Genomic DNA, 20736 nt, shown 5'->3' with positions numbered 1-20736 from the left:
CCCCAAGCGCTCAGGTCGGGACTTTCTCGGCCTCGAACGACTTGCGCATGGTCGTGTTCGCAAGCCAGACCTCGCCGCGACGCACCGTGTTGCGGCTCTGAGGCTCGAAGCCACGGCTCTGGAAGAAACCGAGCGCGGTGTCGCTGGCATCCACGCTCACCGCCTTCGCGCCGCGCGCCTTCGCCAGTGTTTCGGCGGCATTGCTCAGCACCGTGCCGACACCGGTGCCGGCGATGCGCGGGTGCACATAGAGCAGGTCGATGAGGCTGTTGTCCTTCAAGGAGACAAAGCCCACCGCCTCGCCACCTAGGGTCGCCACCAGCGTCAGGCTGGACGCAAGGCGGGCGCCGAACGCCGCTTCGTCGTCGGCCGCAGAAGCCCAAGCATCCTGCTGGTCGGGTTCGTAATCCTCATCGGTCAATTCGGCGATCGCCGCGCGGAAGATCGCCGCAAGCAACGCCGTGTCGGTGTCAAGAAAGGGCCGCAGCGCCGCCGGGCTGCGTGGCGCATTCGAATTTGCCGGCGTCATCGCGCGACCTCCCAGCTTGTGGTGCCGTCCTTATTGTCCATCAGCACCACGCCCTGCGCTGCAAGCTGCTCGCGAATATGGTCGGCCGACGCGAAGTCTCGCGACTTACGGGCGGCATTGCGGGCGGCGATCAGGCTCTCAACCGCCACAGGGTCCACCGAGACAGCCTCACGCTGGCGCGCACGCCATTCGCTTTCGGTCTCATAGAGCAGGCCGAGCAGGTTCGCGGCGCCTTTGAAGCGCCGCCGCATGACGGACGACGAATCCATATCTTCGGCCACCTGGGCGAGGTGGTGCAAGTGGCTGATGGCGGAGGGCGAATTGATGTCATCCCCCAGCCGTTCGGCGATTTCCGCCTCGAACGGGTTGCCCTCGCCCGGCTCGGCGGGCTCGTCGCCGACGATGCGATACCAGCGGTCCAGGGTCTTGGCGGCGAAGCCGATGCCCTGGCGGGTCCAGTTGATGGGCTGGCGATAATGGGTGGACAGCATGGCAAGGCGAAGCACCTCGCCCGGCCAGTCGGCGATCAAGTCGCGGATGGTGACGAAGTTGCCGAGCGACTTCGACATCTTCTCGCCTTCCAAGGTGAGGAAGCCGTTGTGCATCCACACCTGCGCCATCACGTTGGTGCCGAACGCGCAGCGCGACTGGGCGATCTCGTTCTCATGGTGCGGGAACACCAGGTCGATGCCACCGCCATGAATATCGAACGTCTCCCCCAGGTGCCGCCACGACATGGCGGAGCACTCGATATGCCAGCCCGGACGGCCGGGCTCGGCGATGCCGCAGGGCGAGGCCCAGCCGGGTACGCCGGCCGGGCTCGGCTTCCAGAGCACGAAGTCCATGGGGTCGCGCTTATAGGGCGCCACGTCCACGCGCGCGCCCGCCACCATCTCATCCAGCGGACGGCGGGAGAGGCGGCCATAGTCCGGCATCGAGGGCACGTCGAACAGGACATGACCCTCGGCCACATAGGCATGACCGGAGGCAACCAGGCGCTCGATCAACTGGCGCATTTCCGCGATGTGTTCTGTGGCGCGCGGCTCGACATTGGGCTGCAGGCATCCCAGCGCCTCGGTGTCGGCCCGGAACCAGCGATAGGTCTCTTCGGTGAGTTCGCGGATCTCGATGCCACGCTCGGCGGCGCGGGCGTTGATCTTATCGTCCACGTCGGTGATGTTTCGGACATACGTGACCGCATCCGGCCCATACAGCCGGCGCAGCAGTCGGAACAGCACGTCGAACACGATGACCGGCCGGGCGTTGCCGATATGGGCGAGGTCATAGACCGTCGGGCCGCACACATAGAGGCGCACGTTCGAGGCATCGAGCGGACGGAAGGCGTCCTTCGATCGCGTCAGCGTGTTGTAGAGCCGCAGCTCCATGATGTTCGCTCCCCTTGAGACGTGTGGAGGCGCGCTGCCGTTACACCGGCCGGGCGTCCAGTCTCCTTAGAAGGGTGCAGCAAAGGACGGCCGCGGCCAGCGATGTCGGCTAACCGCAAAGAATCGACAGGTTGCCGCCGAAACGCCTGTGGATCGAGTTTATGACCGTCCCATTCATGGCGGCGGACAATGGGAGGGGAAGATCATGTCGTCAAGCCAATTCCACCGCATTTACAGATCGCTCGGCCACTGCTGCGATGCAGCGTGGGGCTTGACCAATTTCGGGCGGGGCGGCTATTCCCATCGCCGCCCGATGCCGCGATTCAGGCACCGCGACGCGCACCGCGTTGCGTGAAGGCCGAGATAAGGTCCAAACGCCTGCCCATGACAAAGATCAGCCTTCTCCTGGCCGCCGCCTTGGCCGCCGCCCTGGTGTCGCTTGCCGGTGCGGCCTCGGCCGAAACGCGCATCTTCCTGCTGGAGAATTCGGACGGCTACGGCGTCGACACCTGCCTCGCCAACGGGGAGCCCTGCGGCGAGCAGCTCGCGTCCGCATGGTGCCGCGCCCATGACTATAAGGCGGCGCTAGATTTCGGGCAGGTGACGGGTTCCACCACCGACGCCACCGGCGCCGTTCGTCCGGCGGGCGGCATCACCGAGACCGCCGCGCCCCAGGCAACGCCCTTGCCCGCCAAGGCGGCGCGCGCCGCCTGCGTCGGCAAGCTTTGCCCTTCGATGGTGGCGATCACCTGCTCCCGGTGAGCCCGCCGGCGCGGCGCGCTATTTCATGAAGTCCGCGCATTTGAGCACCTCTCCCATCCCGCCCCACGGCATGATCGGGACCGTGGAGGTCGAGTTCTTCGGGCTGCCGTCGATCAGCTTGTCCGAATAGACCAGATAGACCAGCACGTTGCGCTTCGCGTCGCAGCCGCGCACGATCTGCATCTTCTTGAAGAAGAAGGAGCGGCTCTGGCGGAACACCACGTCGCCCTGCTCGAACTTCTCCTTAAAGGAGATCGGGCCCACCTGCCGGCAAGCGAGCGAAATGTCGGAAACTTCGTCCGCCACACCGAACATGCCGGAGACGCCGCCCTTCTCGGGGATCGTGTAGTGGCAGGCGACGCCCGAGACGACGGGATCGTCGATGCCATAGACCGCCAGCTTGTCGTTCGGAGTGAGGAACTTCCACACCGTGGACTTGCGGAAAATGAGATCGGGCTCCTCCGCAGAAACAGCTCCAGCGGTTGCGAGGCTCAGCAGGAGCGCGAGGGACAGGCAAGCAAGTCGGCGCATCAGGTCATTCCCCTTGAGACGTTCACTTATATGGGTGCTGGCGGCTGTTACGGGAGGGCAGCATTGACGCGCACGGCAGGTCATGACACCTCTCGCGCAAAGAAATAAAGACGCCCTTGGAGACCCCCATGGACAAGACCCGCCGCCGCTTTCTCGGCGCCTCGGCCACCGCCCTGGCTTCAACTGCCGTCGCCATGCCGGCCATTGCCCAGAGCAGCCCGGAGATTAAGTGGCGCCTGACGTCTTCGTTCCCGCGACAGCTCGACACGATCTACGGCACCGCTCAGATGCTGGCGAAATATGTGTCTGAGGCGACCGACGGCAAGTTCCAGATCCAGACCTTCCCGGCCGGCGAATTGGTGCCCGGTCTCCAGGCCCTCGATGCCGTGTCATCGGGCACGGTGGAGTGCGCCCAGACCGCCACCTACTTCTATATCGGCAAGGACCCGACGCTGGCGTTCGGCACCGGCGTGCCGTTCGGCTTCAATTCGCGCCAGCAGCATTCCTGGTGGTTCTTCGGCGGCGGCGAGCAGATCATCAACGGCGTTCTCGCGAAGTACAACACCCTCGCCATTCCCTCGGGCAATTCCGGTTGCCAGATGGGCGGCTTCTTCCGCAAGGAGCTGAACAGCGTCGATGACCTGAAGGGGTTGAAGTTCCGCATCGGCGGCATCGGCGGGCAGGTGCTGGCGAAGCTCGGTGTTGTTCCGCAGCAGATCGCGCCCAGCGACGTCTATTCGGCGCTTGAGCGCGGCACCATCGATGCAGCGGAATTCGTCGGCCCGTACGACGATGAAAAATTCGGCCTCGTGAAGGTTGCGAAATATTATTACTACCCAGGCTGGTGGGAGGGCGGCGCGATGCTCCACACCGTCATCAACCAGGACCAGTGGAACAAGCTTCCGAAATATTACCAGGCGATTTTCGCCAATGCCTGCGAAGCCGCAAACAACTGGATGCTGGCGAAATACGATTCGGTGAACCCGCCTGCCCTGCGCCGCCTGGTGCAGCAGGGCTGCGAACTGCGGGCCTTCCCGACATCCATCATGGATGCAGGCTACAAGGCCTCGTTCGAGCTTTATCACGAGATCGCCGCCACCAACGCCCCGTTCAAGGCGGCGCTGGACAGCATGAACGCGATCCGCTCCGAACAGCTCATCTGGTGGCAGATCGGCGAATATTCCTACGACAGCTTCAACATCCGCATGCGCGGAAAGACCTGAGCAGGCGTCTTCCCACGCGGGTGCGCCTTTTGCGCGCGAACCACACTTTAGTCACCATTGGCCCCACCCATGGAGCTATAAGGGCGCTCACTGACGTGGGGCTCCGCGCGCAAGGTTCAGCATGAAGTCGGTTCGTTTTCTTGGCCTTCGGTCTCTCGGCCTATGCCTCGCACTTCTCGCGTGCCCCGCGCTGGCGCAGGCTCAAGGCGTGCCGGGCTCAGCCTCCGGGCCCACCTGCATGCAGCTTGAGGGTGCGCTTGCCACGCTGGATCGCGGGCCAGACCCCAACGATCCGCGCGTGCAGCAGGCGGCGAAGATGCGGGCCGACCTCGACCGGCTCGGCAGTCAGGCGCGCGGCTTGAACTGCGATGCGCCGCGCGGCTTCTTCATCTTCCAGGGTCCGCCTCGCGCGCCGCAGTGCGACGAGATCGACGGGCAGATTTCGCGCATTCGCTCCGCCCTGGCCAGCGTTGATCGCACACCTGTGGACCCGAACGCGCAGCGGCGGCAGTTGATTATCGCCCTGGCGCAGAACAATTGCGGCCAGCAATACCGCGCCGCCGCCCAGGCGATGACTGCCCCCCCTGCGGCACGGCCGCGCTCGCGTAACATTTTCGAGGCCCTGTTCGGTGGGCCCGCCGATGTGCCGCCGGACGAAGCAGCGCCGGGGCTCGATGTGGCGCCCATGGATCTGCCCAAGTCATCCACATTCCGCACCGTGTGCGTGCGCACCTGCGACGGCTATTATTTTCCGATCTCCTACGCCACCGTTCCCGCGCGTTTCGCGACCGACGATGCGCAGTGCCGGCGCCTGTGCCCCGCCAGCGAGGCCCAACTCTTCACCTACCGCAATCCCGGCGAAGACATTCAGCAGGCCACCAACGTCGCCGGCAAACCCTATATGTCGCTGCCGACCGCCCTGCTCTATCGCAAACAGGTGGTGCCGGCCTGCTCCTGCCGTGGTGCTGGACAGTCGTGGTCGCAGGCATTGTCCGGGCTCGAGGACCAATCCACACTTCAGAAGGGCGACATCCTCGTCACCGAGGAGCAGTCGAAGGAAATGTCGCAGCCGCGCCCGGTGGAGGTGCCGCAGCAAGCCCGCAATCGCGCGGCGGCTGCCAATGCGCCCAAGCCGGCCAACGCGTCCACGCCGTTTGATCCCGCCCCGTCCAGTTCGACAGCGCCGCTTGCACCGGCGTCTGAACAGCCGGGGCAGCGGCCGGTGCGTGTCATCAGCACGCAGCGTCCTCCGGCGGCGGTGCAGTGACGGTTTGACTTGATGGGCTGACAATGGTCGCCTCAGTGGTGTCTCACCGCCGAGGTCTCATATGCCTGCTTTGTCGCCCGCCGCGCTTTGGCCCATCCTGATGTTGCTCGCGTCCAACGTCTTCATGACGTTCGCCTGGTATGGGCACCTCAAATACAAGTCGTCGCCCATCCTTCTCGCCATCCTCGCGAGTTGGGGCATTGCGCTGTTTGAATATTGTCTCGCCGTACCCGCGAACCGGATCGGCTCGGAGGTCTATTCAACGGCACAGCTTAAGACGATGCAGGAGGTCATCACCCTCCTGGTCTTCGCCGGCTTCTCGGTGCTTTATCTGAAAGAGCCGCTGGGCTGGAACCACGCAGTTGGGTTCGGCTTCATTTCCCTAGGGGCGTATTTCATCTTTCACAAATTCTGAAATCAGCACCTCAGATAAGATCAGCGCCTCAGAGATCAGCGCCCAAGTGAACGCTGTCACGAATGAACGCTGTCACGAAAGACCCGCAGAAAATCTCAGCGGCGGGTGCGCCGGGCGCGGACGGGAACGCGCACCAGACGCGCCTGAGCCTTGCGATAGGCAATCAAGAGGGTGGCCCCGATGGCAGCGGCGAGAGCCGCAGTGAGGGACGCTCCAAAAAGCGCATTCGACACCATCGAAACCTCCTCTAGCCGAGCGCCAGAGCGCCGGCCCGGTCAACCGAGAGTACAAAGGTGACGGCACAGATGGCCAACATCAAGGCCAACGTCAAAAACACCTGCGCCATTGCGTCGCCGGTCTTGTGCTTGCGCACCGCGCGGGCGAGCACGTCGGGATCGGCGGTTGACGCTCCAAGCCGGAGCGGACTGAATTCGCGAAACTCAGACATGGTAAACGACCCGTTCCACGTATGACTTTGAACCACAACGCCGAATCACTACGGTTTGGTTCCAGTCGACCCGTCAGAAGTTGCTCCGCGAGCACGATGCGATTGTGGCAGAGGGGCGACAGGGCCAGGAAAAAGCGTGGCGTTTTAATGACTTCGATCACGCAAGCGTGACCTCAGCCGGTATGTATTAAATCAGGCCGCCTGCCGCATCGGGGTCCAATCCAGAGTCACATGCCCCGGCTCCGCCGCCACTCGGCCAAGCCAAGCTCGCACATGCGGGTAGGGCGAGAGGTCGAAATCGCCCTCGGGAGCCACCAGCGTGTGCGGGTAAAGCGCGAGATCGGCGATGGTGAAAGCGTCGTCGGCGAAGAATCGCCGGCCGTCCAGGTGCCTATCCATGATCTTGAGCGCGCCGTGGCCCTCTTCCATCCACCGGTCCACATCGTGGGTGCGCAATTCGCGCCCGCCGCGCACCTGCCGCAGCCAGAATCGCGCCTGCGCGATCCCAGGTTCATGATTGTTCTGCTCGAAGAACATCCACCGCAGCACCTCCGCGCGCACCAGCCTGCGGTCCGGCAGCAGGGCGGTTCCTTCGGCGAGGTAGAAGAGAATCGCGTTCGATTCGGCCAGGATCGTGCCGTCCTCGAGCTGCAGCAGCGGCACCCGCCCTTCCGGATTGAGGGCGAGAAATTCCGGCGTGCGGTGCTCTCCGGCGAAGATGTCCACCTCGTTCAGGACGAAGGGGATGCCCAGCGTCGCGAGCAGAAGGCGCACCTTGTATGAATTCCCCGAAGACTGGGTGGAATGGAGTGTAAGCACGAAGGGTCCCCTCCCGGACGCTGCGCAGATGGCGTCCCCACGCCACGCCCGCAAGGCGCATCCATCACCATGACGCGCTTGAGACATCAGAGATGCTTGCTTGTTCGGGCAAATCTGGTCGATTAAATGAGCGCGCCGCGTCGCGTACTCCCCTCCGTGTCCGGCGCATGGTACCTATCTCACAAGCGCGGACCCGCCCCGAGTGGGGTGAGGCTGCCGGTGCAACGTCCGGAGCTGTTAAGGCCATGAGCCTCCTGTCGCCCGCCCTGATGCGGATCAATCCCTCGCCCACCCTTGCCATCTCGAACAAGGCCCGCGAATTGAAGGCGGCCGGTCGCGACGTGATCGCCCTCAGCGCCGGCGAGCCGGATTTCGAAACGCCCGAGAACATCAAGGAAGCCGCCATCGCCGCGATCCGCCGTGGTGAGACGCGCTATACCGCCGTCGATGGCATTCCTGAGCTGAAGGCCGCGATCATAAAGAAGTTCAAGCGCGACAACGATCTGGACTACAAGCCCAACCAGATCAGCGTCGGCACCGGCGGTAAGCAGGTTCTGTTCAACGCCCTGGTGGCGACGGTCGGCCCCGGCGACGAGGTCATCATTCCCGCGCCCTATTGGGTCAGCTATCCCGACATCATCGAATTCTGCGGCGGCAAGCCGGTGTCGATCACGACGCGCATCGAGGATAATTTCAAGCTTCGGCCGGAAGACCTCGAGAAGGCGATCACGCCCAAGACCAAGTGGCTGATCTTCAACTCGCCCTCCAACCCCTCCGGCGCGGCGTACACCCACGACGAACTGAAGCAGCTGACCGACGTGCTGCTGCGCCATCCGCAGGTGTGGGTCCTCACCGACGATATGTACGAGCATCTCGTCTATGACGACTTCAAGTTCGCCACCCCCGCACAGGTGGAGCCCGCGCTCTATGAGCGGACGCTGACCCTCAACGGCGTCTCCAAGGCCTATTGCATGACCGGCTGGCGCATCGGCTATGCCGGCGGCCCGGCGGCCCTCATCAAGGCCATGGGGACCCTGCAGTCGCAGTCCACCTCGAACCCCTCCTCGGTTTCGCAGTGGGCGTCGGTGGAGGCGCTGAACGGCCCGCAGGACTTCATCCCGCGCAACAATGCCGTGTTCAAGGAGCGCCGCGACCTGGTGGTGGCGATGTTGAACCAGGCCAGCGGCCTCAACTGCCCGAAGCCCGAAGGCGCGTTTTACGTGTTCCCGACCTGCACCGGCACCATCGGCAAGACGGCGCCCTCGGGCAAGACCATCAGCACCGACGAGGATTTCGCCACCGAGCTGCTGGAGGCGGAGAACGTCGCCGTGGTACATGGTTCGGCCTTCGGCATCGCTCCGGCGTTCCGAATCTCATACGCGACGAGCACCGCCGAGCTGGAGGAATCATGCCAACGGATCCAGCGTTTCTGCGGCTCCCTACGCTGAAGCAATAAACCCTTACCCAGCGCCGCGTAGAATTCCTGCGGCGGTGGGAACCTAAGGCCCTCGTGGAAGTTGGCGGATCGGCCGTGTCGAGCTAAGGCTTTGCGGCGCCCGCCGGTGTCCCGTCGGTCAAGACACATCCCTGGAGGATTAAATCATGAAGACGTTCGTAAAAACCGGCATCGCTGCTGCCATCGCCGCCGCCGCCCTGAGCATCGGTTCGCTCCCCGCCGCCGCGCAGACGCGCGTGCAGGTCGGCACGCTGGTCTGCCAGATGGCGCCCAACGTGTCCTTCGTCATCGGCTCGATCCGTGACATGAGCTGCGTGCTGAAGCCCGCCACCAAGGCGACCCGCGCCGGCTCCTACACCGGCCAGGTGCGCCGCTTCGGCCTCGACGTCGGCTTCAACGGCAGGGGCACCCTCGTGTGGGCCGTGCTCGCCCCGACCCGCAAGATCTCCCCGAGCGACCTGCGCGGCACCTATGTCGGCGCTTCCGCCAACGCGGCATGGGGCGTCGGCATCGGCGCCAACGTGCTGGTCGGTGGCTCGAACAGCACCATCGCCCTGCAGCCGCTCTCCGTTTCCGGCGAGACCGGCCTCAACCTCGCGCTGGGCGTTGCCGACCTGACCCTGCGTTGATCTCTTCCGGGACGGGCCGGTTCGCCGGCCCGTCCCGGGTTTTAGCCCGCCACGTGCGGACGGGCGATATCTGGTAGATGGGAAAATCCGATGCGCCGCTCCCTAGCCGCCCCGGCACTTTCAGCCATCCTGCCGGCGCGTTCGTGCTGAGAGCTGTGAATATCTCCGTTTGGCCGAAATGTGCGGCGCTCTCATTCCTGGCGCTCGCCTTTCCACTTGCGGACGCTGCGATGGCGCAGCAGATGCCGAAGGTTGAGTCGGGCCTGCTGGAATGCCGCGGGGCAAGTGCCATCGGCTACGGTTTCGGTTCAACGCGGAAGGTCTCCTGCGAATACCGCGCGACCGCCGGTGTTAACCAATATTACACCGGCACCCTGGAGCGCGGCGGGCTGGATTTCGGCGTCTCGGACGTTGGCAGCATGCTCTGGATGGTACTCGCCACCACGCCCCAGCTTGGCCCCGGCGCGCTTGCGGGCAAATATGTCGGCCTCTCGACCGGGTTTGCGATCGGCCCCGGCTTTTCGGCGAATGTGCTGGTGGGCAAGGATGTGGCGCAAGGCGTAGCTTTGCAGCCGGTGAGCATTTCCTCCGATAGCGGCCTCTCCATCTACATCGCAGGCGCCACCCTCACACTTGTGACCGCCACAGCGCGGGATCACTGAGCGGAACACGCGCGTTTGAATTGCGCCGCGTCCCGGCGCGCCGCAATGCTCCGGCAACGGAGGCGAACCTATGCATGTTCGAATGAAGCGCGGGTGGGAAATCCCCGAAAACCAGGTGACGCCGGAACACGTCTTCCTATCGCGGCGGGCGTTGCTCGGCGCAGGGGCGGGCCTCATCGGCGCGGGCGCCCTGCCCGCCGCCGCCTTGGCGCAGACCGACCCTTCCGCCGGGCTCTATCCGGCCAAGCGCAACGACCGCTACACGCTGGACCGGCCGATGACCCCGGAAAAAGCCGCCAGCACGGTGAACAATTATTACGAGTTCGGCACCAATTACGATGTCGCCCAAGCCTCGGCCAAGCTGAAGACCCGCCCCTGGACCATCACCATCGACGGCCTGGTGGAAAAGCCGATGCAGGTGGGCATCGACGATCTGCTGAAGTCGGTGACGCTTGAGGAGCGCCTCTATCGCCACCGCTGCGTCGAGGCGTGGTCCATGGCTGTGCCTTGGACCGGCTTTCCCATGAAGGCGCTGGTGGACTACGCCAAGCCGCTGGGCAGCGCAAAATACATGCGTTTCGAGACCTTCCTCGATCGCTCCGTCGCGCCGGGCCAGAACGGCCGCTTCTACCCGTGGCCCTACGTTGAAGCCGTGACCATGGCGGAAGCGAACAACGAACTCGCCTTCATGGTGACCGGGATCTACGGCAAGCCGATGCCAAACCAGTTCGGCGCGCCGTTGCGCGTGGCCCTACCCTGGAAATACGGCTTCAAATCCGCCAAGGCGATCGTAAAGGTCTCGTTTGTCCAGGACCGGCCGAAGACGTTCTGGGAACAGATCCAAAGCTCGGAATATGGCTTCTGGGCCAATGTGAACCCTCAGGTTGCACATCCGCGCTGGAGCCAGGCGACCGAGAAGGACATCGCCACGGGCGATCGCAAGCCGACGCTGATCTATAACGGCTACGGTGAATATGTCTCCGGCCTCTATGCCGGAATGGAAAAGGAAAAGCTGTTCATGTGATGCGCAAGCCGCATCCGGCAGGCCGCTTAAAACAAAAATGGCCGGGTTTGACCCGGCCATTTTCATTTATCCCTATTCAGCAGCCGCAGGCTTTGGCGCTTACAGGCTCACGCTCCGTCCACAGGCGGCTCTTCGCCGAAGTCTTCTACCGAGCGACGGTCGATGCCCATGCGGCGGTCCGGCTCGGCGACGGCGCCCGAAGTGTCCAGCGCCACGAAGGGCTGGTCCACTTCTACATAGGTGTCGGGGTAGAAGCCGTTGAAGCGCGTGCGCAGCGAGAGCGAATAGGCACCGATGTGGCCGATCTCGATCCAATCGCCGGTGTCTACGGTCTCCGGCAGGTAGAACGGCCGTGACAGCACGTCTACGCTGTCGCACGTTGAACCGTAGATGCGGAACGGCAGCATCTTGCTGGGATCGCCCGAGCGACGGCGGCGCGCCGGATCTGGGATGTGATTGACCGGAAGCAGGAGCTTGCCGGTCCAGCTGTCCGACAGCGAAGACCAGATGCCGTCGTTGATATAGAGGCGCTGCCCCTTCTTAAGCAGCACCCGCACGATCAGGGAGTAGGCGCGCGCAACGATCACCCGGCCCGGCTCGGCCACGAGCGGCACGCCGTCGAAGCCGTAACGCTTCACCGCATCCATGATGCTCTGCATCAGTTCCGGCAGCGGCGGCATGGCGGCATGCGGCTTGCGTGGGTCGCTGGCATAAACCGCCGGGAACCCACCGCCGATATCCAGCTCGACGATCGGTACTCGCGCGGCATCGCGCACCTCGGCGGCTGTGGCGATGGCCCGCTCATAGGTGTTCGGATCTTCCACCTGGCTGCCAACGTGGAAGGCAATGCCGCACTTAAAGCCGATGTTATGGATGCGCTGGAGCAGTTCGGCGGCATGGGCCGGCGCCGCGCCGAACTTCTTCGAAAGCTCGTAAGCGGCTTCGCCCTTGGAGGCGATGCGCACGAACATGGTGAACTCTTCGGGGTCGAGGTCCAGCGCATTGACGATACGCAGGATCTTCGCGACCTCATCCTCATGGTCCACGGCGGTGACGCGAATGCCGTATTTCTCGAACGCCAGCCGGATGTCCGACTGCGCCTTCACAGGATGCATGTAGAGCAGTTCGGACTTGGGGGAGACGGCACGCGCCGCCGCGAATTCCGCCGGGCTCGCCACGTCGAAAACCGACATACCGTCGTCGGCAAGTGTCTTCAGCACCATGCCTTCGCCGTTGGTCTTTACCGCATAGGCGGTCTTGCCGGGGAACACGGAACTGAAGGCACGCGCGTCCGCATTGAGAACAGCGGGACGGTAACAATAGACAGGCTGATCCGGCCGCATCTGAATCGCAACGTCGCGCCCAGTGGCGAACCGCTGGAGATTGGAAGATGCCCCCCCCGCGACGAGGTGAGGAACGAAGCCTGATTTCGACATGAATGTTCTTTCATCTCGTGAGATGCGCGGCACTGGTGCCACCGACTGAGCATAAACGTCAATGACGTAAGTTTTTTGAGCCCTTCACGGATAACATTTTTGCGCGCTGCGAGCGGGCCTGGGAAACCGCATGAAACCGGGCCGATCTTTATTAACCCTTTGTTTCCGTTTCCTTATCAGCGCCTCCTCACCGCGAACGTCCGAAAAGGCGCAGCGCGAAGGCGAAATGCTCATACTTTTTCCCTGGAAGTGTTGCCCTCCTGCGCTTGACCCGGCCGCGCCGGCAACTCATCGTCGCCGCCTCAAGCTTGAGTGGGCGTTGGGAGAGTGGGAATGGGTGGAAGTTTGCGCAGTCGTTGGGCCGGGGTCGCGATCGCGGCCGGCATGGCCTTCGCGTCGGCGGTCACGCCCGCCGCGGCGGCGAACATCCTCTTGGACAATTTCTGGTTGCCCAACGACAGCTACAGCTCATCCGCGAGCGAATTGCCCGCCTGCACCGAGCCGCTTGCCCTCGGCACGATCTCCATGCGCTTCGCCGCGACCGAGCGCCAGTATTGGAACGCGCCGCTCAACATCAACAACTATTATAACGTGCGCGAAATCGCCTATCGCCCCTGGGGCGAAGGCTTCCAGCCGCGCCGTTATTGCAGCGCCACCGTCACCCTGTCCGACGCACGCCAGCATGCGGTTTATTACGCGATCATCGAGGATTCCGGCTTCCAGGGTTACACCTGGGGCGTGGAATGGTGCATCGATGGTCTCGACCGCAACCTCGCCTATGCCCCCAACTGCAAGATGGCGCGTCCGTGATAAGCCGTCTGCTGGCAGGCCTGATCGGCCTGCTGGCGGCAACCGCGGCTTCGGCACAGGACCGGGCGATACAAGAAAAGCCGGGACAGTTCGATTTCTACGTCCTGGCCCTGTCCTGGAACCCGAGCTATTGCGCGACCCAGGGCGCAAATTCTCAGCAATGTCGGCAGAAGCGTAGCGCACAGCGTGGCTTCGTGGTCCACGGCCTCTGGCCGCAATTCACCACCGGCTACCCCTCGTCCTGCCTGAACCCCGCCCCCTATGTGCCGGATGCCACCCTCGCCGGGATGGCGGACATGATGCCGAGCAAGGGCCTGGTGCTGCACGAATGGCGCAAGCACGGCACCTGCTCCGGCCTTTCCCCTCAAGGGTATTTTGATCTGGTCCGCCGAGCCCGCGAGCGGATCGTCGTGCCGCCGGCCTTCGCCGCGCCGACGCAGACGGCCTCGATGACCGGCGATGCCATCGAAGCCGCGTTCCGGCAGGCGAATCCGGGGCTAGCCCCGGACATGATCGCGGTGGATTGCGGGTCGGGATTGCTGCGGGAGGTGCGGGTCTGCCTCGGGAAGGACCTTGCCTTCGTCTCCTGCAACGAGGTGGACCGGCGCAGCTGCAAGTCGCGCCGTCCCCTCGAAATTCCCACGCTTCACTAAGGCGCTGGGATCAGGGCTGCTTCTCGAGATGGGAGCACACCGCCAAACCGTCGTTGTCGCCCGGCTCGACATAGCAGGCGTCCAGCGTGGTGCCCTGGAGCACAGCGATGTGGATGCCGTCATCACCTGCGAGGAAGACCGATTTGCCATCCGGCGCGAAGGTGCCTGCAATGGTCTCGGTGCGGTCGCCCCCGGCTTGGGCGGCATAGGTGAAGGTTGCCTTGAAGGAGCGGCCGCGCTGCTCGGACACCACCAGTGTCACCGGGCCAGTGATCCAGCCATACTTCTTGCTCAGCCCGTCGCTTTGCCCCTTCCAGGTGCCGGTGATGGTCGGAACCTGCTGTGCGAGGGCCGGCGCGGCAACCAGGGGCGCGCCGATCAAGGTGGCGGCGAACAGGGCAGTGGTGAATTTCATGAGCGGCGGCTCCTGTATGATACGGTCCGAGCTTGACCGGCGCGTAAGAGTGCATTTGAGGATGCCGGACGCAATCGACAAACCGCCGCTGTCCTCCGGCTGGGAATTTCCATGAACTATCGCCACGCCTTTCATGCCGGCAATGCGGCGGATGTGATGAAGCACGCGGCCCTTGCCCGGGTGCTGGTCCATCTCGCCAAGAAGGACACGCCGTTCCGTGTCCTGGATACCCATGCGGGTGCCGGGTTCTATGACCTCTCCGGCTCAAGCGCGCAGCGCACCGGCGAGGCGGACGCCGGGATCGAGCGGGTTCTCGCGGCCGACCTGCCGGCTCCCGCCGCTGCCTTGCTGGCACCCTATCTCGACGCGGTGCGCCTATTGCGGGCACAAAGCGGGGCGCGGCTCTATCCCGGCTCTCCCGCGCTCGCGCTGGCGCTCTCCCGGCCGCAGGACCGTTTCATCTTCTGTGAGCTGCACGGCGAGGAGAAGATGAAGCTGGATCGCCGCCTCGGCAGCGACGCACGGGCCAAGGTCGTGCTTCAGGACGGCTGGCATGCAGTGCGCGCCCATCTGCCGCCGCGCGAACGCCGAGGACTTCTGCTGGTGGACCCGCCCTTCGAGGAGCCGGGGGAATTCGCCCGTTTGACCGAGGCGCTGCGCGCGGCCCATGAACGTTTCGCCCACGGCATGGCGATGGTCTGGTATCCGATCAAGAACCTGCGGGCGGTGGATGAATTCCGCCGCGACGTGGCAAAGCTCGGCATGCCGAAGACACTGAAGGTCGAACTGGATTTCGCCGAAGTGCGCAGCCAGGACAGTCTCTCGGGCTCGGGCCTGATCATCGTCAACCCGCCCTTCACGCTGGCGGACGAGATGCGCACCATACTCTCAGCCCTTGCACCCATCCTGGCTCACAACGGCGCCGGGCGCTCGCGAGTGTCATGGCTGGTTCCCGAATAGGCCCCGCCTTCCACCATCACCATCTGCCGCGAGCAACATCCCATGCGCCTGCGCTATTCCCCGACCTCACCCTTCGCGCGCAAGGTGCGCACTGCCGCGGGCCATCTCGGTATTCCACTGGAACTGGAGGTGGCCGACACGCTGAGCGATACCGATACGCTGCTGGTGCAGAATCCGCTCGGCAAGCTTCCGGTGCTGCTGGTGGACGGGCGCAAGCCGCTGTTCGATTCGCCGGTCATCCTGGCGTATCTCGACCATGTGGCCGGCGGCGGCATAATCATTCCGACCGAACCGGAAGCCCGATTCGAGGCGATGCGCCTGGAGGCGCTGGCGGATGGCATCATGGATGCCGCGTTGATGATTTTTTACGAGGTGCGGTATCGCCCCGATGAACGGCGGCATCCCGATTGGGTTGCGCGTCAGGAAGCAAAGATCAATCGCGCCGTAGCTGAGCTTGAGGTGTCGCCGACGGAATTCGGACCGCAGCCGACTACGGGCATCATCGCCTTGGCGTGCGCGCTGGCCTATCTCGACATCAGGGTCGGCGGCCGCTGGCGGAGCAGAAACCCGCGCATGGTTGGGTGGTTGGAAGACTTTGCCGAACGGGTTCCCGTGTTCCGGGAGACCGCGCCTCCCTCGGCGCCCTAGGCGCCGAAGGAGGAGAGGCCGGCTTGCCGAAGGTCTGCGGGCAGATCCCGGTCAATAGCCTGCTGAGATCACGGGATGACCTGGATCACCTTGCGGGTGCCCGGCTCCACGATCACGCGCTGGTCGTTGACCACGGTGTATTCGTACTGGCTGTTGTTCGGCACCTGATAGACGCGCACCGTGGACGGGAGGGGCTCACCCACCACGACCTGGCGCTCCATGCGGACCGAGGGGCGGTTTTCCTGGATCACGTATGTGCGCACTTCCGCCGGGGGCTCGGCGGCTGCACCCATGGTGGCGCCGACCGCGCCGCCGACCACTGCTCCGACAGGACCGCCGACGACAGCGCCGACAGCCGCGCCGCCGACCGCGCCAGTCGCCGTCGATGCCTGCGCGAATGCAAGGCTAGGCGAGAGAATGGCGAGGACCGCGGCGGTAGCAATAAGACGATTTCGCATAGGATCTCTCCTTTTTTTCATAACCCGAAGCGAAACGGCACGGCACGGCCTTCGTTCCATTGGAGAGACTTAAAATGAATGAAGTCATTTTCTCATCTCACGGCCACGCTTAAACATTTCGAGCCCGGAAAGCGGAAGCTTTACCGGGCTCGATGGATTTAGATTCTTATGGCTTCAGGCACTTACTGACATGAAAGGTTGAATGCCAAACTTGGCGCGCGACCCCTCTTCACGCCGCTTTCAGCCAGTCGCGGGCCTTCAGCTCGGCATAGGTGAGATCCAGCACGCTCTGGACGGTCGCCACCAATTCGTCCGCTTCCGCGAAGCTCAGGGTGAAGGGGGGCGCCAGGATCATGCCGTCGCGCACAGCGCGCATGACCAATCCTTCGCGGAAGGAGAAGTCGCGGCAGAGCAAGCCCACGGTCCCCTCCTCCTGCGCGAACTTCGCGCGGGCGGCTTTATCAGGCGTGAGTTCCAGCGCCCCGATCAGGCCGACCATGCGGGCTTCGCCCACCAGCGGATGTTCTGAGAGCTTGAGCCAACGCTCCTGGAGATAAGGGCCGATCTCGTTCTTCACGCGATCGACCAGCTTTTCCTCGTGCAGGATCTTGAGGTTCGCCAGCGCCGCCGCGCAGCCGCCGGGATGGCCGGAATAGGTGAAGCCGTGGTTGAACTCGCCGCCCTGCTCGATGAAGCCGGTCGCGACCCGCTCGCCGACTATCACCCCGCCCAGGGGGAAATAGCCAGAGGTGACGCCCTTGGCGAAGGTGATGAGATCCGGCTGCACGCCCATGAGCTGGCATCCGAACCATTCGCCGGTGCGCCCGAAACCGCAGATGACCTCGTCGCAGACCAGCAGCACGTCGCGTTCGCGGCAGATTTTCTGCACCTCCGGCCAATAGGTGGAGGGAGGAATGATGACCCCGCCGGCACCCTGGATCGGCTCGCCGATGAAGGCGGCGACATTCTCGGCGCCCGCTTCATCGATGGCGCGGGCGACCTCACGGGCGGCGAAAAGGCCGAACGCCTCGCGGCTCATATCGCCGCCTTCAGCCCACCAGTAAGGCTGCTGGACGTGGATGATGCCGGGGATCGGCAGACCGCCTTGGGCATGCATGGGCTTCATGCCGCCGAGGCTCGCGCCGCCGACCGTCGAGCCGTGATAGGCGTTCTTGCGGGCGATGAAGATGTGCTTTTCGGGCTTGCCCATCGCCGCCCAATAATGGCGCACCATGCGAATGACGGTGTCCACCGCCTCCGAGCCTCCGGAGGTGAAGAACACATGCTTCATACCCTCCGGCGCGACCTCCGCGATCGCGGCGGCGAGTTCCGCAGCGGCCGGATGGGTGGTCTTGAAGAAGGTGTTGTAATAGTCGAGCTTCCTCAACTGGTCCGAAATCGCATCGATGATCTCAGGCCGCCCGTGTCCGACGCTGGAGCACCAGAGGCCGGACATCCCGTCCAGGATCTTGTTGCCCTCGGAATCGAAAATATAGCTCCCCGCCGCGTGCGTGATGACCCGCACGCCCTCCTCGTTCAGCGACTTGGTGTTCGAGAACGGGTGAAGATGATGCGCGGCGTCGAGATGGCGCCAATGGGCGGTGGAGTTGGAAACCGGGGCGGACGTCACGATGGGCGCACTCCTGGGAAAGAGGGTTGAGGGGAAGCGGACCGCTTTCAGAGGCGGGTCCAGATGGTCTTGAGGTCGGAGTATTTTTCCAGCGCGTGCAAGGATTTGTCGCGCCCGAAGCCGGACTGCTTCACGCCGCCGAACGGCACCGTGATGTCGTCCGCATCGAAGCAATTGACGTAGACGACGCCCGCCTTGAAGCGCCGCGCGACCTTGTGCGCCGCGCCGAGGTCCGCGCTCCATATGGCCGCGCCGAGGCCGTAGACGGTGCCGTTGGCGATTTCCACCGCTTCGTCCAGCCCATCGAAGCCGACCACGGAGAGCACCGGGCCAAAGATCTCCTGCTGGGAGAGCGAGGAACCGGGCTCCACATTGTCGAAAATGGTCGGGGCGACGAAGGCACCGCCGGTCTCCTCCAGCACCGCGCCGCCACCCGTCACCAGGCGCGCGCCCTCCGCGCGGCCTCGCGCGATGGCATCGAGGATGCGGCGCTGATGCTGGCGGCTGACGACGGCACCGGCAGGTGCTGAGGGATCGAGCGGATCGGCCGGCATCCATTTGGCGGCGAGCGCCGCCACGCGTTCCACGAGGGCATCCTTGATCTTGTTGTCCACCAGCAGACGGGAGCCGGCGGTGCACATCTCGCCCTGGTTGAAGAAGATGCCGGCGGCCGCAGCTTCAGCCACCGCGTCGAGGTCCCGCGCATCGGCGGCGACCACGAAACCGGTCTTGCCGCCCAATTCCAGCGACACGCGCTTCAGGTTGGTATCGGCGGAATAGCGCATGAAATAGCGCCCCACCTCGGTGGAGCCGGTGAACGCGATGGCGTCAACATCCATGTGCCGCCCGAGCGCCGCGCCCGCCTCTTCGCCGAGGCCCGGCACCACGTTGAACACGCCGTCGGGAATGCCGGCTTCCTGCGCCAGCGCCGCAAGGTGAAGCGCCGTGAGCGGAGATTCCTCCGCCGGCTTCAGCACCACCGAATTGCCCATGGCCAGCGCTGGCGCGAACTTCCACGCCGCCATGATCATGGGGAAATTCCAAGGCGTCACGCAGCCCACCACACCAAGCGGCTCGCGCAGGATAAGCGCGAGGTTTTCGTCCGAGGTGGGCGCGATCTCGCCATAAACCTTGTCCGCGGCCTCGCCGTAATAGGCGATGCAGTCGGCGGTGGCGCGCACGTCGATGGCCTTGGCGTCCGAAATGGGCTTGCCCATGTTCAACGTCTCGGTCAGGGCCAAGACATCGCGGTTGGCTCGCACCAACTCGGCGAAACGCACCAGGATGCACTTGCGCTCGCCCGGCTTCAGGCCGGCCCAGCGGCGATCCTCAAAAGCGGCGCGGGCGGCGGCCACCGCCGAGTTGACGTCCTCCGCATTGCAGGACGCGACTTCCGCCAGCGGCTTGCCGGTAGCGGGGTTGTAGGAGGTGAAGCGGCGGCCGCTGCGGGCCGGCACGAAGCGGCCGCCAATAAAGGCGTCGGTGCGGAAATCAGGCAGGGTCGCCGGTGCGGCATAGGCCATGACGGTCATGCGCGTCCTCCTGAAAGAGCGCGCCCGGCGCCTCGCCGTGGCGGCGATGCGGCCACGGGGCGGCTGGGCAAGGTCCCGCCATCCATAGCCCGGCGCGCGTTGCGGCAACACCCCCTTGGGACAATTCTACCGCCGCGCCTGCGCTCGGCTCAGGAACGCGGGCCAGGCTCCGAGTTGTCCCCGTCCTCGTCGTCTTCCTCAGTCACGGGGATCGCATAGGCGCCGGTAAGCCAGCGATGGAGATCCACGTCGGCACACCGCTTGGAGCAGAACGGGCGATATTTCTCCATTACGGGCTTGCCGCAGATCGGGCAGGCTGGCGCAGTGATTTTAGGTGTGTCGTTCATGCCGCGCGCTCGCCCCAACCCGCGCGCACCGGGTATCCCTCGCCGGACAGCAGCGCCACCGTCTCGGCCAGCGGCAAGCCGACGACGCTGGAATAGGACCCAGTGAGCTTCACCACGAACGAACCCGCCACACCCTGGATCGCGTATCCGCCAGCCTTGCCGCGCCATTCGCCGCTGGCGAGATAGGCGGCGATATCATCACCCGAAAGGCGGCGGAACCGCAGCCGGGTCTCCACGAGGCGGGTACGGACCCGCCCTCGCACCGAGACCACGCACAGGCCGGTGTAGACCCGATGGGAGCGGCCGGAGAGCAGGCGCAGGCAATGCTCCGCCTCGTCCTGAACTTCTGGCTTCGGCAGCACGCGGCGACCAACCGCCACCACGGTGTCGGCCGAAACCGTGATGGCACTGATGCCCGCTTCGCGCGCGCGCATCGCCACCAGCTCGCCCTTTTGCTGCGCGAGACGCAGGGCCAGACGGCGCGGCAACTCACCCTTTCCGGGTGTCTCGTCGATTTCAGCCGGCATCAGCACATCCGGCTCGATGCCGGCCTGGTTGAGCAGGGCAAGACGGCGCGGAGAACCTGACGCCAATACGAGCTTCACCCGGTCGTTCACATGCGCCTCGCTAGAACCTGCCGTCCAAACATGGGCCGGAAGCTAGCCGAAAGGGCGTGGCAGCGCATCCCCGCGCGTTA

General features: G+C 64.5%; 25 protein-coding genes. 12 read left to right on the top strand and 13 right to left on the bottom strand.

Annotation, left to right across the window (positions count from 1 at the left end; genetic code table 11):
- Positions 1-10 precede the first annotated feature (10 nt).
- Together ADADO0_RS11725 and cysS are read right to left on the bottom strand one after the other, a co-directional pair.
- On the bottom strand, positions 11-529 hold the full coding sequence (locus tag ADADO0_RS11725) for a GNAT family N-acetyltransferase (protein ID WP_511305327.1): 519 nt from the start codon (positions 527-529) through the stop codon (positions 11-13).
- Positions 526-1914, bottom strand: a complete 1389-nt coding sequence (gene cysS / locus ADADO0_RS11720; RefSeq protein WP_511305326.1) for a cysteine--tRNA ligase — start codon at positions 1912-1914, stop codon at positions 526-528. Before cysS ends, ADADO0_RS11725 begins: the two co-directional genes overlap by 4 nt.
- Before the next feature lie 384 nt (positions 1915-2298).
- Here cysS and ADADO0_RS11715 point away from each other — a divergent pair, with 384 nt between their 5' ends.
- Complete coding sequence (locus tag ADADO0_RS11715) at positions 2299-2676, top strand: hypothetical protein (RefSeq protein WP_511305325.1); 378 nt, start codon at positions 2299-2301, stop codon at positions 2674-2676.
- A gap of 18 nt (positions 2677-2694) precedes the next feature.
- On the opposite strand, the gene ADADO0_RS11710 is transcribed toward ADADO0_RS11715, so the two are convergent.
- Complete coding sequence (locus ADADO0_RS11710; RefSeq protein ID WP_511305324.1) at positions 2695-3207, bottom strand: CreA family protein; 513 nt, start codon at positions 3205-3207, stop codon at positions 2695-2697.
- A 128-nt stretch (positions 3208-3335) separates the two neighbouring features.
- Here ADADO0_RS11710 and ADADO0_RS11705 point away from each other — a divergent pair, with 128 nt between their 5' ends.
- The 3 genes from ADADO0_RS11705 to ADADO0_RS11695 all read left to right on the top strand — a co-directional run bounded on the left by ADADO0_RS11705 (position 3336) and on the right by ADADO0_RS11695 (position 6112).
- Entirely contained in the window at positions 3336-4430 is a 1095-nt protein-coding gene (locus tag ADADO0_RS11705) for a TRAP transporter substrate-binding protein (RefSeq protein WP_511305323.1), read from the top strand.
- 121 nt (positions 4431-4551) lie between these two features.
- Positions 4552-5697, top strand: coding sequence for a DUF2865 domain-containing protein (locus ADADO0_RS11700; RefSeq protein ID WP_511305322.1), 1146 nt, complete (start codon positions 4552-4554; stop codon positions 5695-5697).
- Positions 5698-5758: 61 nt separating this feature from the next.
- A complete protein-coding gene (locus ADADO0_RS11695) occupies positions 5759-6112 on the top strand; it encodes a DMT family protein (RefSeq protein ID WP_511305321.1) in 354 nt (117 codons plus the stop codon).
- A gap of 95 nt (positions 6113-6207) precedes the next feature.
- Here ADADO0_RS11695 and ADADO0_RS11690 read toward each other — a convergent pair whose 3' ends face one another.
- The 3 genes from ADADO0_RS11690 to ADADO0_RS11680 all read right to left on the bottom strand — a co-directional run bounded on the left by ADADO0_RS11690 (position 6208) and on the right by ADADO0_RS11680 (position 7379).
- Positions 6208-6348 (bottom strand): hypothetical protein, encoded by a 141-nt coding sequence (locus ADADO0_RS11690; protein WP_511305320.1) that lies wholly within the window; start codon positions 6346-6348, stop codon positions 6208-6210.
- An 11-nt stretch (positions 6349-6359) separates the two neighbouring features.
- Positions 6360-6560, bottom strand: coding sequence for a hypothetical protein (locus ADADO0_RS11685; RefSeq protein WP_511305319.1), 201 nt, complete (start codon positions 6558-6560; stop codon positions 6360-6362).
- A 192-nt stretch (positions 6561-6752) separates the two neighbouring features.
- Complete coding sequence (locus tag ADADO0_RS11680) at positions 6753-7379, bottom strand: glutathione S-transferase family protein (protein WP_511305318.1); 627 nt, start codon at positions 7377-7379, stop codon at positions 6753-6755.
- A 245-nt stretch (positions 7380-7624) separates the two neighbouring features.
- On the opposite strand from ADADO0_RS11680, the gene ADADO0_RS11675 reads away from it, so the two are divergent.
- The 4 genes from ADADO0_RS11675 to msrP all read left to right on the top strand — a co-directional run bounded on the left by ADADO0_RS11675 (position 7625) and on the right by msrP (position 11150).
- Positions 7625-8827, top strand: a complete 1203-nt coding sequence (locus ADADO0_RS11675) for a pyridoxal phosphate-dependent aminotransferase (RefSeq protein ID WP_511305317.1) — start codon at positions 7625-7627, stop codon at positions 8825-8827.
- A 154-nt stretch (positions 8828-8981) separates the two neighbouring features.
- Positions 8982-9464: a DUF992 domain-containing protein gene (locus ADADO0_RS11670; RefSeq protein WP_511305316.1), complete on the top strand. Its 483-nt coding sequence runs from the start codon at positions 8982-8984 to the stop codon at positions 9462-9464.
- A gap of 230 nt (positions 9465-9694) precedes the next feature.
- Positions 9695-10126, top strand: a complete 432-nt coding sequence (locus ADADO0_RS11665; RefSeq protein ID WP_511305315.1) for a DUF992 domain-containing protein — start codon at positions 9695-9697, stop codon at positions 10124-10126.
- 70 nt (positions 10127-10196) lie between these two features.
- Positions 10197-11150 (top strand): protein-methionine-sulfoxide reductase catalytic subunit MsrP, encoded by a 954-nt coding sequence (gene msrP / locus ADADO0_RS11660; protein ID WP_511305314.1) that lies wholly within the window; start codon positions 10197-10199, stop codon positions 11148-11150.
- A gap of 107 nt (positions 11151-11257) precedes the next feature.
- Here the strand turns inward: msrP and ADADO0_RS11655 are convergent, their stop codons facing one another.
- The gene (locus ADADO0_RS11655) at positions 11258-12586 is read right to left on the bottom strand and encodes a type III PLP-dependent enzyme domain-containing protein (RefSeq protein ID WP_511305313.1); all 1329 of its coding nucleotides are present in this window, start codon (positions 12584-12586) and stop codon (positions 11258-11260) included.
- A gap of 333 nt (positions 12587-12919) precedes the next feature.
- Here ADADO0_RS11655 and ADADO0_RS11650 point away from each other — a divergent pair, with 333 nt between their 5' ends.
- Together ADADO0_RS11650 and ADADO0_RS11645 are read left to right on the top strand one after the other, a co-directional pair.
- Positions 12920-13396 carry a hypothetical protein gene (locus ADADO0_RS11650; protein WP_511305312.1) on the top strand — a complete coding sequence of 159 codons (477 nt, stop codon included), beginning with the start codon at positions 12920-12922 and terminating at the stop codon, positions 13394-13396.
- Positions 13393-14049, top strand: coding sequence for a ribonuclease T2 family protein (locus ADADO0_RS11645; RefSeq protein ID WP_511305311.1), 657 nt, complete (start codon positions 13393-13395; stop codon positions 14047-14049). The genes ADADO0_RS11650 and ADADO0_RS11645 overlap by 4 nt, the downstream gene beginning before the upstream one ends.
- 10 nt (positions 14050-14059) lie before the next feature.
- Here ADADO0_RS11645 and ADADO0_RS11640 read toward each other — a convergent pair whose 3' ends face one another.
- Complete coding sequence (locus tag ADADO0_RS11640) at positions 14060-14464, bottom strand: hypothetical protein (protein ID WP_511305310.1); 405 nt, start codon at positions 14462-14464, stop codon at positions 14060-14062.
- A 111-nt stretch (positions 14465-14575) separates the two neighbouring features.
- Between ADADO0_RS11640 and ADADO0_RS11635 the strand changes: the two genes are divergently transcribed.
- Positions 14576-15424 carry a 23S rRNA (adenine(2030)-N(6))-methyltransferase RlmJ gene (locus tag ADADO0_RS11635; RefSeq protein ID WP_511305309.1) on the top strand — a complete coding sequence of 283 codons (849 nt, stop codon included), beginning with the start codon at positions 14576-14578 and terminating at the stop codon, positions 15422-15424.
- A 42-nt stretch (positions 15425-15466) separates the two neighbouring features.
- Positions 15467-16072 carry a glutathione S-transferase family protein gene (locus ADADO0_RS11630; protein WP_511305308.1) on the top strand — a complete coding sequence of 202 codons (606 nt, stop codon included), beginning with the start codon at positions 15467-15469 and terminating at the stop codon, positions 16070-16072.
- 68 nt (positions 16073-16140) lie between these two features.
- On the opposite strand, the gene ADADO0_RS11625 is transcribed toward ADADO0_RS11630, so the two are convergent.
- From ADADO0_RS11625 to ADADO0_RS11605, 5 genes are all read right to left on the bottom strand, one after another.
- Positions 16141-16530, bottom strand: a complete 390-nt coding sequence (locus tag ADADO0_RS11625; protein WP_511305306.1) for a DUF1236 domain-containing protein — start codon at positions 16528-16530, stop codon at positions 16141-16143.
- A gap of 229 nt (positions 16531-16759) precedes the next feature.
- Positions 16760-18160 carry an aspartate aminotransferase family protein gene (locus ADADO0_RS11620; protein WP_511305305.1) on the bottom strand — a complete coding sequence of 467 codons (1401 nt, stop codon included), beginning with the start codon at positions 18158-18160 and terminating at the stop codon, positions 16760-16762.
- A gap of 47 nt (positions 18161-18207) precedes the next feature.
- Positions 18208-19692, bottom strand: a complete 1485-nt coding sequence (locus ADADO0_RS11615) for an aldehyde dehydrogenase (RefSeq protein ID WP_511305304.1) — start codon at positions 19690-19692, stop codon at positions 18208-18210.
- A 149-nt stretch (positions 19693-19841) separates the two neighbouring features.
- Complete coding sequence (gene yacG, locus ADADO0_RS11610; protein ID WP_511305303.1) at positions 19842-20039, bottom strand: DNA gyrase inhibitor YacG; 198 nt, start codon at positions 20037-20039, stop codon at positions 19842-19844.
- Positions 20036-20656, bottom strand: coding sequence for a Maf family nucleotide pyrophosphatase (locus tag ADADO0_RS11605; RefSeq protein ID WP_511305302.1), 621 nt, complete (start codon positions 20654-20656; stop codon positions 20036-20038). Before ADADO0_RS11605 ends, yacG begins: the two co-directional genes overlap by 4 nt.
- Positions 20657-20736 lie beyond the last annotated feature (80 nt).

The organism is Aquabacter sp., from assembly GCF_965279295.1.
GTDB lineage: Bacteria > Pseudomonadota > Alphaproteobacteria > Rhizobiales > Xanthobacteraceae > Aquabacter.
The sequence above is the reverse complement of the archived record's forward strand: the minus strand, read 5'-3'. Positions and strand labels throughout refer to the sequence as shown.

Coding starts and splice junctions, on each gene's coding strand:
- ADADO0_RS11675 (WP_511305317.1), top strand. CDS start 7,625: ATGAGCCTCCTGTCGCCCGCCCTGATGCGGATCAATCCCTCGCCCACC.
- ADADO0_RS11705 (WP_511305323.1), top strand. CDS start 3,336: ATGGACAAGACCCGCCGCCGCTTTCTCGGCGCCTCGGCCACCGCCCTG.
- ADADO0_RS11685 (WP_511305319.1), bottom strand. CDS start 6,560: ATGTCTGAGTTTCGCGAATTCAGTCCGCTCCGGCTTGGAGCGTCAACC.
- ADADO0_RS11710 (WP_511305324.1), bottom strand. CDS start 3,207: ATGCGCCGACTTGCTTGCCTGTCCCTCGCGCTCCTGCTGAGCCTCGCA.
- msrP (WP_511305314.1), top strand. CDS start 10,197: ATGCATGTTCGAATGAAGCGCGGGTGGGAAATCCCCGAAAACCAGGTG.
- ADADO0_RS11700 (WP_511305322.1), top strand. CDS start 4,552: ATGAAGTCGGTTCGTTTTCTTGGCCTTCGGTCTCTCGGCCTATGCCTC.
- yacG (WP_511305303.1), bottom strand. CDS start 20,039: ATGAACGACACACCTAAAATCACTGCGCCAGCCTGCCCGATCTGCGGC.
- ADADO0_RS11695 (WP_511305321.1), top strand. CDS start 5,759: ATGCCTGCTTTGTCGCCCGCCGCGCTTTGGCCCATCCTGATGTTGCTC.
- ADADO0_RS11625 (WP_511305306.1), bottom strand. CDS start 16,530: ATGCGAAATCGTCTTATTGCTACCGCCGCGGTCCTCGCCATTCTCTCG.
- ADADO0_RS11655 (WP_511305313.1), bottom strand. CDS start 12,586: ATGTCGAAATCAGGCTTCGTTCCTCACCTCGTCGCGGGGGGGGCATCT.
- ADADO0_RS11665 (WP_511305315.1), top strand. CDS start 9,695: ATGGCGCAGCAGATGCCGAAGGTTGAGTCGGGCCTGCTGGAATGCCGC.
- ADADO0_RS11615 (WP_511305304.1), bottom strand. CDS start 19,692: ATGACCGTCATGGCCTATGCCGCACCGGCGACCCTGCCTGATTTCCGC.
- ADADO0_RS11635 (WP_511305309.1), top strand. CDS start 14,576: ATGAACTATCGCCACGCCTTTCATGCCGGCAATGCGGCGGATGTGATG.
- ADADO0_RS11725 (WP_511305327.1), bottom strand. CDS start 529: ATGACGCCGGCAAATTCGAATGCGCCACGCAGCCCGGCGGCGCTGCGG.
- ADADO0_RS11640 (WP_511305310.1), bottom strand. CDS start 14,464: ATGAAATTCACCACTGCCCTGTTCGCCGCCACCTTGATCGGCGCGCCC.
- ADADO0_RS11670 (WP_511305316.1), top strand. CDS start 8,982: ATGAAGACGTTCGTAAAAACCGGCATCGCTGCTGCCATCGCCGCCGCC.
- ADADO0_RS11690 (WP_511305320.1), bottom strand. CDS start 6,348: ATGGTGTCGAATGCGCTTTTTGGAGCGTCCCTCACTGCGGCTCTCGCC.
- ADADO0_RS11715 (WP_511305325.1), top strand. CDS start 2,299: ATGACAAAGATCAGCCTTCTCCTGGCCGCCGCCTTGGCCGCCGCCCTG.
- ADADO0_RS11630 (WP_511305308.1), top strand. CDS start 15,467: ATGCGCCTGCGCTATTCCCCGACCTCACCCTTCGCGCGCAAGGTGCGC.
- cysS (WP_511305326.1), bottom strand. CDS start 1,914: ATGGAGCTGCGGCTCTACAACACGCTGACGCGATCGAAGGACGCCTTC.
- ADADO0_RS11650 (WP_511305312.1), top strand. CDS start 12,920: ATGGGTGGAAGTTTGCGCAGTCGTTGGGCCGGGGTCGCGATCGCGGCC.